11 protein-coding genes are annotated in these 15,073 nt (G+C 71.9%); 7 read left to right on the top strand and 4 right to left on the bottom strand.

The features are described from left to right. Positions 1-96 precede the first annotated feature (96 nt). The 4 genes from ACYQ02_RS06670 to ACYQ02_RS06655 form a co-directional block, all read right to left on the bottom strand. Positions 97-1,296 carry a CaiB/BaiF CoA transferase family protein gene (locus tag ACYQ02_RS06670; RefSeq protein WP_460039663.1) on the bottom strand — a complete coding sequence of 400 codons (1,200 nt, stop codon included), beginning with the start codon at positions 1,294-1,296 and terminating at the stop codon, positions 97-99. A gap of 175 nt (positions 1,297-1,471) precedes the next feature. After that, on the bottom strand, positions 1,472-2,137 hold the full coding sequence (locus ACYQ02_RS06665) for a metallopeptidase family protein (protein WP_460039662.1): 666 nt from the start codon (positions 2,135-2,137) through the stop codon (positions 1,472-1,474). A gap of 5 nt (positions 2,138-2,142) precedes the next feature. Beyond that, a complete protein-coding gene (locus ACYQ02_RS06660; RefSeq protein WP_460039661.1) occupies positions 2,143-3,462 on the bottom strand; it encodes a cysteine desulfurase-like protein in 1,320 nt (439 codons plus the stop codon). A gap of 76 nt (positions 3,463-3,538) precedes the next feature. Then, the gene (locus ACYQ02_RS06655; RefSeq protein WP_460039660.1) at positions 3,539-4,963 is read right to left on the bottom strand and encodes an NAD(P)/FAD-dependent oxidoreductase; all 1,425 of its coding nucleotides are present in this window, start codon (positions 4,961-4,963) and stop codon (positions 3,539-3,541) included. Positions 4,964-5,298: 335 nt separating this feature from the next. On the opposite strand from ACYQ02_RS06655, the gene ACYQ02_RS06650 reads away from it, so the two are divergent. The 7 genes from ACYQ02_RS06650 (at position 5,299) to ACYQ02_RS06620 (ending at position 15,052) form a co-directional block, all read left to right on the top strand. Continuing rightward, positions 5,299-6,183, top strand: a complete 885-nt coding sequence (locus ACYQ02_RS06650) for a basic amino acid ABC transporter substrate-binding protein (RefSeq protein WP_460039772.1) — start codon at positions 5,299-5,301, stop codon at positions 6,181-6,183. 194 nt (positions 6,184-6,377) lie between these two features. Then, positions 6,378-7,055 (top strand): amino acid ABC transporter permease, encoded by a 678-nt coding sequence (locus tag ACYQ02_RS06645; protein WP_460039659.1) that lies wholly within the window; start codon positions 6,378-6,380, stop codon positions 7,053-7,055. After that, the gene (locus ACYQ02_RS06640) at positions 7,048-7,842 is read left to right on the top strand and encodes an amino acid ABC transporter ATP-binding protein (protein ID WP_460039658.1); all 795 of its coding nucleotides are present in this window, start codon (positions 7,048-7,050) and stop codon (positions 7,840-7,842) included. Before ACYQ02_RS06645 ends, ACYQ02_RS06640 begins: the two co-directional genes overlap by 8 nt. Positions 7,843-7,938: 96 nt before the next feature. Then, the gene (gene pepV, locus ACYQ02_RS06635) at positions 7,939-9,531 is read left to right on the top strand and encodes a dipeptidase PepV (RefSeq protein ID WP_460039657.1); all 1,593 of its coding nucleotides are present in this window, start codon (positions 7,939-7,941) and stop codon (positions 9,529-9,531) included. A 439-nt stretch (positions 9,532-9,970) separates the two neighbouring features. Then, positions 9,971-10,975: a helix-turn-helix transcriptional regulator gene (locus ACYQ02_RS06630; RefSeq protein ID WP_460039656.1), complete on the top strand. Its 1,005-nt coding sequence runs from the start codon at positions 9,971-9,973 to the stop codon at positions 10,973-10,975. 605 nt (positions 10,976-11,580) lie between these two features. After that, positions 11,581-12,939, top strand: coding sequence for a CRISPR-associated endoribonuclease Cas6 (gene cas6 / locus ACYQ02_RS06625; protein WP_460039655.1), 1,359 nt, complete (start codon positions 11,581-11,583; stop codon positions 12,937-12,939). Further along, positions 12,929-15,052 carry a hypothetical protein gene (locus ACYQ02_RS06620; protein ID WP_460039654.1) on the top strand — a complete coding sequence of 708 codons (2,124 nt, stop codon included), beginning with the start codon at positions 12,929-12,931 and terminating at the stop codon, positions 15,050-15,052. The genes cas6 and ACYQ02_RS06620 overlap by 11 nt, the downstream gene beginning before the upstream one ends. Positions 15,053-15,073 lie beyond the last annotated feature (21 nt).

Here is a 15,073-nt window from a genome sequence, read left to right as displayed (position 1 = left end):
CGATCCGGCTTCGCCGAGATGTGGTGGCGGCTCCGCTGGCCCGTCCTCCGCCCCGCCCGGCCCGGCCCTGCGCCGGGGAGGCCGCCAGGGCGGTCGTCAGCCGATCACCCCGGCCTCCCGCAGCCGCCGGCGCTCCTCGGCCGGCAGGCCGAGTTCTTCCAGCACCTGGTCGGTGTGCTGGCCCAGCAGGGGGGGCGGGGCGTAGATGGCGCCCGGCGTGGCCGAGAGCTTGACGGGGATGCCCGTCACCCGGATGACCCCGGCCCGCGGGTGCTCCAGGGAGACGATCATCTGCCGGTGCTGCACGTGGGGGTCCTGGGCCAGGTCGGCGATGCTGAGGATGGGACCCGCCGGTACCCCGGCCCGGTCCAGGCGCCGGAGCCACTCGGCGGTGGTCCGGCTGCGCATCAGCGCCTCGAGCTCGGGCAAGAGCTCCTCCCGGTGCTCCACGCGCCCGGCGTTGGTGGCGTAGCGCGGGTCGGCGGCCAGATCGGGCCGTTCCGCCGCCTCGCAGAAGCGCCGCCAGAGGCTGTCGTTGCCCACCGCCACGATCAGGTGGCCGTCGGCCGTCGCGAAGGCCTGGTAGGGGACCAGGTTGGGGTGGGCCGAGCCGTAGCGGCGCGGGACCTGGCCGGTGGCGAAGTAATTGCCGGCGACGTAGGTCAGCCAGGCGATCTGGCCCTCCAGCAGGGAGACGTCCACCACCTGGCCGCGGCCGGAGCGCTCCCGCTCCCACAGGGCGGCCAGGATGCCGAAGGCGGCCCACATCCCGGCGCCGATGTCGGCGATGGCCACGCCGGCCCGCACCGGGGGCCGGTCGGGCTCGCCGGTGACGTGCATGATGCCCCCCATGGCCTGGGCGATGGCGTCGTACCCCGGCTTGTCCCGATACGGCCCGTCCTGGCCGAAGCCCGAGATGGAGGCATAGACCAGGCGCGGGTTCTCCCGCAGCAGGTCCTCGGGCCCGATGCCCAGCTTGGCGGCCGTACCCGGCCGGAAGTTCTCCACCACCACGTCGCACTGCCGCGCCATGTGCCGGATCAGGTCGCGGCCCTCGGGGGCCTTGAGGTCGACCACCACGCTGCGCTTGTTGCGGTTGACCGCGAGGAAGTAGGCCGCTTCCCCGTTGACGAAGGGCGGCCCCCAGGCCCGGGTGTCGTCCCCCGTCCCGGGGCGCTCGATCTTGATCACGTCGGCGCCGAAGTCGGCCAGCATCATGGTGCAGTACGGCCCGCTGAGCACGCGCGAAAGGTCGAGGACGCGGATGCCCTGCAGGGGTCCCTGACGGCCCTTCACCTCGGCTTCCTCCTCCCCGCATGCAACGCGGACCGGCGCGTCGCCGGCGCGGCCCTCCGCTCAGGGCAGGGCCCGGGTGGAACGCTGGCGGGCGCCGGCCACGGACCTGCATCGCCGCCGTGCCTGCATTCAGCGCGCCCCGGGGCCGCGTTCGTCCCCGGAGTCCGTTCCCTTGTCACCTTTGACGGTCACCTTTGACGGAGTCGCGGCCCGTGCCGCCGGCCGGACCGTGGCCGCCTGGGCTGCCGCGGCCCTTGCCGTCGCCATCCGTGCCGCCGCCTGCGTCCTCAGCACCCGTGCCGCCGCCTGCTTCCTCGGCACCTGTGCCGGCGCGTGCGCCCTCGCCACCCGGCCGGCCGGGATCCGCACCCGGGGGCTTGCCCCGCTCCCGGGCGCCCCGCCGCGCCTCCTCCCAGAGCTGCTGGAGCTGGCGCAGGTCCTCCAGCCCCAGCCAGTCGACTCCGGCCAGCGCCTCCACGTGGTGCCGGAGCTCGTGGAGGATCGTCTCCTCCAGCTCGTCGTACCAGACGGCGGGCGGCTCGTCGGCCATGACCCGCTCGAAGGAACCGTAGTAGATCCGGATGAACCGGCCCAGGTAGGGCTCGGTGATGTACTCCCCGAGCAGGTAGACCCCGGGCGGGTCCGACGGGTTGCGCCGCGCCTCGGGGTCGACCTGCACCCCGCCTTCCAGATCCTCCAGCAGGCGGGGAGGCAGGTCGTCGACGATTTCCTCCGCCCAGGCCGTGAACGTCTCGAAGTCCACGGGGACGAACCGGTACCGCCGCAGGCGGCGCCGCCGCCGGCCCCGCCGCCTGCCGGGATCCCCGCTCCCGGCGTTCATCCCCATCACCCCTTCCGGGTGAGCTCCTCCACGGCGGCCAGCAGCCGGTCGATCTCCTCCGCGGTGTTGTAAGGTGCCAGGCCCACCCGCACCAGGCCGCCCGACTCCTTGAGGCCCAGGCGCTCGATCAGGGTCACCGCGTAGAAGTCGCCGTCCCAGACGAACAGGCCCCGCTCGGCCAGGTACCGGGCGACGTCGGCCGGATGATGCCCGGCCACGGTGAAGGACACCGTGGGGGTGCGGGGATGACCCTCGGGCGGGCCGTACACCCGCACCCCGGGCAGGCTCGCCAGCCCCTCCCGCAGCCGCGCGGCCAGGGGCGCCTCGTGGGCCTCGATGGCATGCATGGCCGCCAGGATCTCGGCCCGCCGCCCGGTGGCGGCGCCCAGCAGGGGCCGGAAGTCGTCCACGTAGCGGCGCCCCAGGCGGGCGATGAAGTCGACGGCCGCCGCGGCCCCGGCCAGCCCCTCGTGGTTCAGCGTGCCCGTCTCGATCTTCTCCGGCGCCGACGGCGACTGGGGCCGCACCCGGTAGGTGGCCAGCGCCTCGAAGGCCGCCCGGCGGCCGTACAGCACGCCCACGTGGGGACCGAAGAACTTGTACACCGAACAGAGGAGGAAGTCGCACCCGATGGCCCGCACGTCGATGGGCCCGTGGGGGGCGTAATGGACGGCGTCGACCACCGCCAGAGCGCCGGCGTCGTGGGCCATGCGCACCGCCCGGGCCACGTCGTTGATCGTCCCCACGGCGTTGGACGCCCAGCCGATGGCCACCACCCGGGTGCGCCGGCCCAGCAGGCCCGCCAGCTGGTCCAGGTCGAGGGTGCAGGTCTCCGGGTCGACCGGCAGCCAGCGGATGATCGCCCCCTGCTCCTCCAGGGCGAGCCACGGGCTGACGTTGGCGTCGTGGTCCAGCTCGGTGACGACGATCTCGTCGCCCGGCCGCAGGGTCCGGCCGATGGCCCGGGCCAGGTTGAAGTTCAGGGTCGTCATGTTGGCCCCGAAGGCGATCTCGCCGGGCGAGGCGCCCAGGAAGTCGGCCAGGGCCGCCCGGGCCTCGGCGATGGTCTCGTCGGTGGCCCGGCTGGTCAAGAAGGCGCCGTGGGTGTTGGCGTTCTTCTTGATCAGGTAGGTGGCCATGGCCTCGACGACCGGCTGGGGCACCTGGGTGCCGCCCGGCCCGTCCAGGAAGGCGGCCGGGTGGCCGTTGACCATGAGCTGCAGGGCGGGGAACTCCGCCCGGCACCAGGAGAGGTCGACCGTGCCCGTCCCTGGGCTCACCGCGCCCGTCCCGGGGCTTGCGGGCACCGGGGATTGCTTGTCCACACCCCACTACCTCCGTCGAGCGGTACCGCCCCTGGCCGGCGGCCGGCCGGGCCGCGGGGCGGGCCGCGGGCTATCCTTATTCCTTAGGAACCGAGGGCGGGGTTCCTGCCGGCGATTCACCGGCGGTGTTGAAACCCTGGGCCATCGGGAAGTCCACGAAGCCGCTGAACCGCGCGGCCCGCAGGGTTCCGGCTCCCTCCAGGGGCCGGCCGCCCAGGGCCGGTTCCTCCCCCAGGACGAACCGGGCCACCAGCTCGCCCACGGCCGGCGCCCGCATCACGCCGAAGCCGTTGAAGCCCACGGCCAGGTGCAAGCCGTCCACGCCCCCGTAAGGACCCAGCAGCGGGCGCCGGTCGGGGGTCGCGTCGCACAGGTGAGCCCAGCCCCGCACCAGCTGGGCGCCCCGGGCCGCCGGCAGGCGGTGCTCTAGGCGCCGGCGGCTGGCCTCGAGGAAGGCCGGATCGGGCTCGCGCCTGAACGCGCGGGGATCCTGCTCGACCAGCTGGGTGCCGTCGCCCACGGCCAAAAGCCCTTCCCGCGGCAGCCAGTAGTACTCCCCGGTCACGTCGTGGAGGGGCGGCACGTCGCCGGGGTCCATGCCTTCGGGGAGGGCCCAGAAGGAGAGCTGGGTGCGGTAGGGCTTGATGGGCGCATCCAGGCCCGCCGTCTGCAGCAGGGGCCGGGTCCAGACGCCGGTGGCCACCACCACCGCGTCGGCGGCGATGGGGCCCGCGGCGGTGCGGACGCCAGCCACGGCCGGTCCTCCCCGGCCATGGCCGAGGCCCAGCTCCTCGACGGCGGTTTCCTCCAGCACGGTCACCTCCCGCTGGCGCAGGCGGCGGGCCAGGGTCCGCGCCACCTCGCCGGGCAGCAGGGTGCCGTCGCCCGGGACGAACCAGGCGGCCACCACGTCGGCCCAGTTCCAGCCGGGCAGCTGGGCGGCGCCCTCCGCTGGCGCCACGTCCTCGACGGCGATCCCCTCCCGGCGCACCATGGCCGCCCGGGCGGCCATCTGGGCCGCGACGGCGGCGGGATCCGGGAGGGGACCTTCCGGTTGCCCAGCCCCCGGCGGGTCCTGACGGTCCTGGTCGGGGCGGTCCTGGCGGCCGGTGGCGCGATGGCCCTTTGGGTTGCCGGCCGCTTGGCGGGCGGCGGCGCCTGCCTCCGGGGCGTTGAAGCGGCCCGCCGGGCCGGCCGGGCCGGTGCCGGATGCGCCCGCCGGCGCCTGAGAGACCAGGAGGTACGATCCGGTGACCCGGAAGAACGAGCCGCCCAGTTCCGCCTGCTGGGCCGCGTACAGCTCGGCGCTTCGCCGCACCAGCCGGGCGTCCACCGGGTTCCAGGTGAAGTGGGAGAGGAACCCGGCGCCATGGGAGGTGGCGCCGCTTCCGGCCGCCCCCTGCTCGATCACCGCGATGCGCCGGATCCCCGCCTCGCGCAGGTGCCACGCGGTCTGCAGCCCGACGATGCCTCCACCGACGATGACGATCTCGAACTGCAAGGCCCATGCCTCCTCCAACGGGCCGGCCTGGCCGTTGCCGGCCTTCGACGTAACCTGTCACCGATTCGCCACGGCGAGGCCGTTCCCTTTGGCCAGGGGGCCCGGCGACGCGGCGGGGCCCAGGCCGGTCGGTGTCCGCCGGTGGCTGAAATCCCGCACCGGAACCTCCCCGGCTGCCGGCTTCGACCGCCTGCAACCACCCGCCTAACGAAAAACGACAGGAAATCACCCTTGTCCACAAGGAGTTGACGAGCCCGCCCCGAATCTTTATTTTCAAACGTGTTGCTCGTATTTTTATGCGTTTGCGCAGGGAAAGGTGGGAGAACGTGTTGGCAATGTTCGGTCGTAAGCGGCGGATCGCCCGGTGGTGGGCGGTCCTCACGCTGGTGGCGGCCCTGGTCGTCGTGGCGGGATGCGGCGGCGCCGGCCAGCCGGCGACGGGCGGCAGCGGCGGCACCACCAGCGGCAGCGGCACCGGCAGCGGCACGGGGACGGGCACCGGCGAGACGGGCGGCGCCAAGTCCCTGCTCGACGAGATCAAGGAGCGGGGCTACATGACCTTCGCCACCGACGGCGCCTACCCGCCCATGGAGTTCCCCGACCCCAACAACCCGAACCAGTTGATCGGCTTTGACATCGACCTCGGGAAGGCGATCGCCGAGAAGCTGGGCGTCGAGCACAAGGCCGTGGTGGTCGACTGGGACGGCATCCTGGCGGGGCTGGAGTCGGGCCGCTACGACGTGGTCATGAGCTCCATGAACATCACGGAGGAGCGGCAGAAGAGCGCCGACTTCGTCCAGTACTTCGAGATGGGCCAGATGATCGTGGTCAAGAAGGGCAACCCCAAGGGCATCCAGTCGCTGGATGACCTGAAGGGCAAGGTCATCGCGGTGCAGATCGGCACGACCAACGAGGAGATCGCCCGCGGCATCGAGGGCGCCACGGTCAAGACCTTCCAGACCTTCCCCGACGCCTTGAAGGAGGTCTACGTGGGGCGCGCCGACGCCACGATCCTGGACGAACCGGTCGCCCGCTACTACGCCAACATCGAGGGTGACAAGTACCAGTTCGTCGGCGAGCCCTTCGAGACGGCCCCGGTGGGCATCGCGGTCGCCAAGGGCAACGACGAGCTGGTCCAGGCGATCCAGCAGGCCCTGGACGAGCTCAAGGCGGACGGCACCTACGACCAGATCTACGCCAAGTGGTTCGGCGGCCAGTGAGGGTGGGGGCGGCTGCAGGCCGGCGGGCCAGGTCGGGGCCCGGCGCGGCAGCCGCCCGGTCACGTCCCGCTCTCTCTTGACGTAGATCCCGTGCACCACGCCGGCGCGCGGCCCCCGCGGGCCGGCGTGCGGTTTCCGGAGGATGGACAGGTCCCGGGCCGGAACCCGGGCGAAGGGAAGGACGGCGACCGCAGATGCCACGAGAGGGTTTGGTCGATCTCGGCCTGTGGGGGGCCCTGGCGCGGGTGACCCCCATCTACCTGGCCGGCGCCTGGCTCACCTTGAAGCTGACCGTGGTGTCCATCGTGCTGGGCCTGGGCATCGGCCTCCTGGTAGCCCTGATGAAGCTCTCCCGCTTCGGGGTGCTGCGGACCATCGGCTCGGCCTACACGTGGATCATCCGCGGCACGCCCCTGCTGGTCCAGATCTACTTGATTTACTTCGGCCTGTCGGACTACGGGATCGTGCTGGACGCCTTCCCCGCCGGCGTGGCCGCCCTCAGCATCAACTCGGGGGCTTACCTGGCGGAGATCATCCGCGCGGGGATCGAGTCGATCCCCCGCGGCCAGATGGAGGCGGCCCGGTCCCTGGGCATGAGCTACGGCCAGGCCATGCGCCGGGTCATCCTGCCCCAGGCCTACCGGCGGATGATCCCGCCCATGGTGAACGAGTTCGTCATCTTGCTCAAGGACTCGTCCCTGGTGTCGGTCATCGGCCTGGCGGAGATCATGCTCAACTCGCGGCAGTTCGCCGCGGCGACCCTGAAGTCCGTCTGGTTCTTCGGCTATGCCGCCTTCTACTACCTGGTGATGACGACCCTGTTCACGACCCTGGGCTCCTGGCTGGAAAGGAAGCTGAAGGAATATGAGTGAGGCGCCGATGATCGAGTTCCGCGGGGTCAACAAGTGGTTCGGCGACCTGCACGTGCTCAAGGACATCAACCTGACCATCGGCCGCGGCGAGGTGGTGGTCATCGCGGGGCCCAGCGGCAGCGGCAAGTCGACCCTCCTCCGGACCATCAACTACCTGGAGCCGGTGCAGGAGGGGGAGATCCTGGTGGACGGCGAGCCCATCGGCCGGCGCCGCCAGGGCAACCGCTGGGTCGAGGACTCCCCCGCCGAGCTCAACCGCAAGCGGCAGGAGATCGGCATGGTCTTTCAGCAGTTCAACCTGTTCCCCCACATGACGGCCCTGGAGAACGTCATGGAGGGGCTGGTCACCGTGCGGCGGATGCCGCGGGCCGAGGCCGAGCGGATCGCCCGCGAGATGCTGGCCCGGGTCGGCCTGGCGGACCGGATGGACCACCGGCCGTCCAAGCTTTCGGGCGGCCAGCAGCAGCGGGTGGCCATCGCCCGGGCCCTGGCCATGCGGCCCAAGGTGATCCTCTTCGACGAGCCGACCTCCGCCCTGGACCCCGAGCTGACGGGCGAGGTGCTCAACGTGATGCTGGACGTGGCCCGGCAGGGGTATACCATGGTGGTGGTCACCCATGAGATGGGCTTCGCCCGGGAGGTGGCCCACCGGATCGTCTTCATGGACGAGGGGCGGGTGCTGGTGGAGGCGCCGCCGGACCGGTTCTTCCGCGACCCCGGCCACCCGCGGGCGCGGGACTTCCTGGGCCGGGTGCTCTGGCACGCGGCACCGGGCAGCGAGGGCTGAGGCCGCTGCGGGTCGAGCCGTCCGGAGACCGTCCGGGGACCGTCCGGACCGGCCCCGGCACCGCCCTCTCAGCGCCCCAAGGAAGGAGTGTCCGGCATGGCGACCGACGACGCACCCGTCCCGGGGGGCGGGGACGTCCCACCGGCGACCGGCGACCGCGACGGCGACGGTGACGGCACCGGCGAGGCCCGCTTCCTCGCCCAGCTGGACGGCTGGCTGGACCAGCACCGGCAGGCCATGATCGAGGCGGTTCAGGCCCTCTGCCGCATCCGCAGCGTGCAGGAGGAGCCGGCCCCCGGGCAGCCGTTCGGCCCCGGGGTCGCCGCGGCCCTGGAGTGGGTGCGGCAGCATGCCGCGGCCATGGGCTTTCGCACCCGCAACATCGACGGCTACGCCATCGACGCCGAGGTCGGGGAGGGCGACGAGTGGATCGCCGTCCTCGGGCACGTGGACGTGGTGCCTGAGGGCTCCGGCTGGACCCACCCGCCCTACGGAGCCGAGATCCACGACGGCAAGATCTACGCCCGCGGGGCCGTGGACGACAAGGGCCCCACCGTGGCCGCCCTGTACGCGCTCAAGGCGGTCGCCGACCTGGCCCTGGCCCAGGGGCAGCGCCCCCGCCGCCGCGCCCGGCTGATCGTGGGCGGCAACGAGGAATCGGGCTTCGAGTGCGTGAAGTACTACTTCGCCCGCGAGTCCCAGCCCACCCTGGGCTTCAGCCCCGACGCCATGTTCCCCCTGGTCAACGCGGAGAAGGGCATCTGGACCTTCCGCCTCAGCCTGGAACTGCCCCGTGAGGCGGCGACGCCGGCCCCTGGCCGGGAGGCGGGGCCGGACGAGGGGCCCGGTTGGACCGCGCGCCTCGTGCGGCTCGAGGGCGGCACCCGGGTCAACGTGGTCCCCGAGCACGCCGCCGCCGAGCTGGTGGTCGCAGGGCCCGGCGCTCCGTCCCTGGACGAACTGGCCCGGCGCCTGGAGGACGGCGGTGGGCCCGGGCGGGCGCGGATCACCGCCCGGGTGGAAGGCGACCGGCTGGTGGTCGAGGCCCGAGGGGCGGCCGCCCACGCCATGCATCCGGAGAAGGGCATCAACGCCATCGCCGGCCTGCTGGCCGCCCTGGCCCGGGCGCTGGGGCCGGCCCTGCCGCGTTCGTCCGACCTGGCGTTTTTGGCGGAGGCGGGCCGGCGCACCGACGGCTCCGGCTTCGACATCGCCGTGGCGGACGACGTGTCCGGACCCCTGACCGTCAACCTCGGGGTGATGCGACTGGCCGGGGATGCGGTGTACGCCGATTGCAACGTGCGCTACCCGGTCACGGCCTCGACCCGGGAACTCCTCCAGCGGGTGGCCGGGGCCCTGGCCGGCACGGGCTGGAGGGTCGAGTCCCGGGAGGACATGCCGCCCCATCACGTACCCGAAGACAGCGAGATCGTCAGCCAGTTGCTGGACGTCTACCGCCAGGAGACGGGGGACGGGGGGGCCCGGCCGCTGGCCATCGGCGGCGGGACCTACGCGCGGGTGCTCGAAAAGGGCGTCGCCTTCGGCCCCTTGTTCCCCGGACAGCGGGAGCTGGCCCACGAGCCCGACGAGTACTGGGGCATCGACGACCTGGTGCACTGCGTCCGGATCTATGCCCGGGCGCTGTACCGGCTGATGTTTACCCCTGGGGCCCGGCCCTCCGCCAGCTGAAGGGCCGGCGAAGGCGGCGGGGCCGGGGCGGGCGGTGGCCGGTGCCGTCACGGGGTGGCGGTTGCCGGTGTTGTCATGGGGCGCGCGGTTGCCGGTGCCGTCACGGTGCGGCCGGGGCAGGCTCCGGCCATCGTCATGGGGGCGCCTTCCCGCCCAGGGGGCGCCCCTTGAGCTTTCAAGTGGTGACCCTGGGGCGGTTGAAGGGGACCACCTGAGGTTTTCGAGCTGGTTTGAACAAACTCGCCGCAGACAATGGATTGTCCATTCAGTCTCGTTGTGTCCTTTCGGACATATCTCGACAGATCGCGGCAACGTTCGGCAGGAAGTTGACCCATCCCTTGGAATTCCTTCCTTACCCGGGAGGGTCTTTGTCCTTGGGGGGACCCGGGAGGGTTTTTGTCGTTGTGGGGGAGTCCCTGGGGATGGGGGGCCGAGTGGGATGAACCGTGCCCAGCTTCACCGGCTGGTGCGCATCGTCGCCGAGCTGCGGGCGAACCGCTATCCCAATGCCCGCACCCTGGCGGAAAGCCTGGAGGTGACGACCCGGACCGTCCACCGCGATCTGGACGTCTTGCGGGATGACTGGCACGCGCCCCTGGAGTTCGACCGGCGCCGCAACGGTTACTACCTGACGGATCCCAGCTGGGAGCCCCCCGTCAAGGCGGGGCTGTCCCGCCTGGGGGCCGGCGAGGCCCTGGCCCTGGCCTTCGGGCTGCAGGCCCTGGAGGCGGTCCGGGCCCACGGCCTGGAAGAGGCCTTTCAGGCCCTGCTAGCCCGCCTGCCCGAACTCCTGCCCGAACAGGTGACGGTGGACCTCTCGTCCCTGGCGCACCGGGTGTCCTTCTTCTTCGAGCCCACCCGCGGCGACCCGGAGGCGGTGGGCGAGCGGCTGGCGGCCTTGCGGGAGGCCATCGAGGGGTGCCGGGTCGTCCGGCTGCGCTATTACACTGCATCCCGCGACGAGGAGACCACGCGCCTGGTCGAACCCTACCACCTGCGTTACTACGACGGCGCCTGGTACATGGCGGGCTACTGCCGGTGGCGCAAGGACGTTCGCACCTTCGCCGTCGACCGCATCCGCGACATCCAGGTGCTGGACGAAACCTTTCCCCCTCCCGGCCCGGACCGCTTTTCCCCCGAGGTCTACTTTGGCGAGGCCTGGCGGCTCCAGCGGGGCGCCGAGCGCCAGAAGGTGGTGGTGCGCTTCCGGCCCCCCCAGGCCCGTTACGTCCGGGGCCGCACCTGGCACCCCAGCCAGGAGTCGCAGGAGGAACCGGACGGCTCGCTGGTCTTGACCTTCCGCGTCCTCGGCACCGACGAGATCATGCGCTGGCTCTTGCAGTTCGGCGCCGGCGCCGAGGTCCTGGAGCCGGCCTCCCTGCGGCAAGCCATGGCGGCCGAGGCGGAGGCCATCGCCCGGCTGTACCAGACGGCAGGGGGGTGAGGAGGCCGGCCGGACGGGGCCGGCCGGAAGGCGACGGCCGGACGGCGACAGCCGGGACCGCGGCTGCGGGTGACGCTGGGTGGTCCCCGTTGCGGGCCCGGCAAGGCGATCGCCTCGGCTGCGGAGAGGTATGGCCAGGCCCTCGTCCCGAGGGCCGCCGGTTCACTGCGGCGGGTGCCGCTCGGTTCCCGCGGCGGGTGGGGCCCGGTCACCGGCGCGGGCGTCGCGATGGCATCGTCCGGGTCACCGTGACGGCGCAATGACACGTTTTGTCAGGGCCCCAGCCCTATGGTGAAGGTACAGGCTGCGGGCGGGCCGGTCCGGCAACCCGAAGAGGGGAGGTGAGTTGGGGCGGGAAGGCGGTCCGCGGGGGGCGAGCCCGGCAGGGTTGAGCCCGACACCGCGGACCGCGTTCGAGGCTTCCCATGCCGCGGGAAACAAACGGCTCAGGCGGCGGGTCACATGGGGGTGGACCATCGCCGCCCGGTTGACAACGACGGACGTCAAGCCGGCCACGGTGGCCCGGTTGTCGCGATGGCACCGGTCAGCCCGTGGATCCGGCACCGAGGGGTGTCCCCATCGGGGGGAGCAGGGGGGAGTCATTCATGCGGGTCATCATGGAGCTCCGGCCGGCAGCCGGCCAGCTGGTCCTGCCGCTGCAATATAACGGCCTCCTGCAAGGCCTGGTGTACCACCTGATGGAGGGGACGGACGTCGCCGCCTTCCTCCACGACCAGGGTTTCACGCGCGGTGCCCGGCGCTACAAGATGTTCACCTTCTCGCGGCTCGAGGGCCTTTACACCATCGAGCGGCGGTCCTTCGGGCCGGCGACCAACGGGATCGCCCCGGGCCGGGGGGACGGCCGCGAAGACGGTCGCGGGGCCCCTGGCGACCTGTCCCGCGCCCCTCACAACCGTGGCCCGGCAGGGGACGTCGCGCCCGGAGCGTCGGGCCTCGACGGACAGGCGAGGGGGCAGGCCGGGTCGCCATCCGCGGCAACACCCGGTGGGGGGAAGGCAGCGGCGCTGCCGGGTCAGTCCCTGCCAGCCGCCGGTTCCCTTGAGGCCGCAGGGAGCGCCGCGGCGACCCAGGCCAGGGAAGGGGGGCTGTCGGAGAGGCAAGGCGATGGAAGGCATTCTCCGGGGGGGACCCCCCTCGATGCAAGCATCCTGACCGGAAACGGACGGTCCATCGACGGACGAACCGGCGAGGGCCCCTTGGCCGGCTCCCCGCCCCCTGGCGGGCGGTCCTGGGAGGGGCAGGGTCGGGGAGGCAAGGCGCCGGGAGGGCCGGATGGAGCGCCCGCCAAGATCATCCGGTTCGCCGGGAGCGTCCGGCTGACCGTCAGCTCGCCCTACGCCCCCGTGGTCCACGCGGTGGCGTCCCGGGCGCTGCAGCTGGGCAGCCTCCGCCTGGGCAGCCAGGTGGTCGAGGTCGAGTCCGTGCGGTTCGAGGAACTGCCGCCCATCACGCCGCCCGTCACCTTGCGGGCCCGCACCCCGATCACCGTCTACAGCACGGTGAACCGTCCGGACGGGAGCCGCTTCACCTACTTCTTCGAGCCTCGCAGCGGTGAGTTCGAGCGGCTGGTGGCCGAGAACCTGGTCCGCAAGTGGGAGGCCTTTACGGGGCGCACCTACGAGGGGCCCGGCATCCAGATCCGCTGGCGCGGTGCCGCCCGCGGCCACGTGGCCCGGTTCCGCCACGGGATCATCAAGGGGTTCACCGGCACCTTCGAGGCGTCGGGCGATCCCGCCCTCATCGCCTTGGGCCTAGAGGCCGGCTTCGGTTCGAAGAACGCCCAGGGGTTCGGCCTGTGCGATTTGGAGCCCCAGCGGGCGGCCCGGACTCCCCAACCGCGGATGGCGCCTCCGGCGACCCCATCGCCCGCCGATCCCGCCCGGGCTGACGCGGCCGGCTCCAGCGTCGCGGCGACGAGGGAGGTGGAATGGGGTGCTGATTGAAAACCTGGTTCGCCTGGGACGGCCTTTTCTGGGGCAAAGCGCGGCGGCCCGCCAGACCCTTTTGGAGATCACCGACGTCCTGAGTCCCCAGGCGGTCGGGTTCTTTTGCAACGTCATCGTCGTGGAGGTGGACGAAGGCCGCCCCGGGACCCCGCCTGCTGCGTGGGGCATCCAGGATTGGACCACCCGGCGGGTCCAGGGCCGGAACGAAGTGGTAGAAGTCAAACCCGACATCGCCGTGGCGGCTCCCTTCACGGTCCCGCGGGGCGGCAATCCGCGCACGGCGCAGGGGCGGTATCCCGTTCCCGCCTACATCGTGTACGAGGGGGACATGGCGGTCTTCGGGGATGCCGTGGAGGTCGAGCGTTTCATTCAGCCTCGCCATGAACGAACCTTGTTGCGGCCGCAGGCTGCCCTGCCGGCCCTGGCCCGGGCCGCCGCTTCGGTCGTCGCCGGGGCATCCCTGTCCCGGGCGGGCAAGAACCGTAAGGTCATGGGGCTGTTGCTCGTTCTTCCCGTGTCCGACCAAGGGCCGTACCGGTATGTGGCCGGCCCGGATGTCGACCCCGAGACCATGGTGGACCTGGGTCCGAGTCAACTGCGGCCGGGGCAGCGGGTGGTGGCCGACCTGCCCTCCCTGGTCTCCCTGGTCTGGGCGGCCAAGGCGGAGGAAGGAGCAACCCATGGCCAGATGGAGGGGCCCTGTACCCTGTGCCACCGGGAGGGGCAGGTCGTCTCCATCTATTCGAAGGCGTGGTCATGGTTCGCACCGACCTGGGAAGCCCCGCTGCCCGAAACCCTGAAGGATGACCAGCTCGTCGAGGGAGCGGCCCTCTGCCCCGACTGCTATGCGGCCCTGACCCAGGGGGCCCAGCTCTTCAACGCCCTCACCCGCCCGCTGCCTCTGTGGCTCACCCGGGAGCTGTTCGCCCCCGTCGACAGTCCGGGTGGCCGGGAGATGGTGGAACGCGGCCGCATCCCGAGCACGATCTACGGGACGGGCTTCGTGCTACCCCTGTCCGACGGGATCTTCCGGGACCCGGAGGCCGTTGAGCAGTTCTGCACGGGCTTCATGTATATGCGGCGGGGGGAGGCCGGCTGGACACGGCACCTGGAATCCGTCGCGGGGTTCGAGTTCGCCGTGGCCGACGACTTCTTCACCGACCAGTACCGGATCACCCTGGTCTACTACAGTGGTGCGCCCGATCGGGGTGACATCCACCTCCGCGCCATGATCGAGGACGTGGTCCCGGCTGTGGCGTCGGCGGTACGGGATCTCCTGCACGAGGTGGTCAACGGCCAAGACGAGTTGATCCGGCGGTGGAGCCGTCCCGGCGACGAGGATCCGGGATGGCGCTTGCGTTCGCTGCCCTCGCTGCTGATCAACGCCTACGGTCCGGGCTACGTCTGGCAGGGCATGGAGACGGTGCTGCGCCGTCGCCCCATCTCGTACCGGCGCTTCGTGCGCAACCTGGCCCTGCGCCTGGCCGAGCTCTCCCACCGGCTGGGCGAAGCCCAGGCCCTCTTTCGCATGCAATCGGAGATCCGGTTGTACGTCGTCTTCCGGGACTTCTGGCAGCGCTACCACAGCGAGATCGCCGGCCAATGGCCGGAAGGGGAGGTGTGGGCCATTCGCCCCTGGCAGGAGTTGCAGGCGGAGCTCCGGACGGTTCCCCCGTCGGAGCTCGAGCTGCAGGACGTCGAGGAGCTGGGCTTCGCCATTGGCGACCTGACCCGGCAGTTCGCCCGGCAGTACTACGCCGCCACCCGCGGCAAGGAGTTCCTCAAGCACCGGGTGATGACCTTCGGTACCAACCTCACACCGGAGGCCATCGTCACCCGCGCCCTGACGCGGTTCCCGGAGTACGCCGCCCGCCTCGACATCAAACTGTCGGAGCGGTTCCGGCACCTCAACGGGGTGCTGTTGGTCCAGGCCCAACAGGCGGGCCGGGAGCTCCAGGCCCAGGCGGATCGCTTCATGGCGGGGTTCTGGGCCGGGTACCTGCTGGCCGATGCCGGCCGCCGTTCGTCCGAGGAGGACGTTGCGGAGACCGCTGATGGGCCGGCCGGTGCGGCCGTCGCCGATGACGATGAGGCGGCCGTGCCCTTTTGATGGGTTCCACCGCCCGAGTTC

It is taken from the genome of Thermaerobacter litoralis (assembly GCF_054654595.1).
This window is presented reverse-complemented; position numbering and strand designations above follow the sequence as displayed.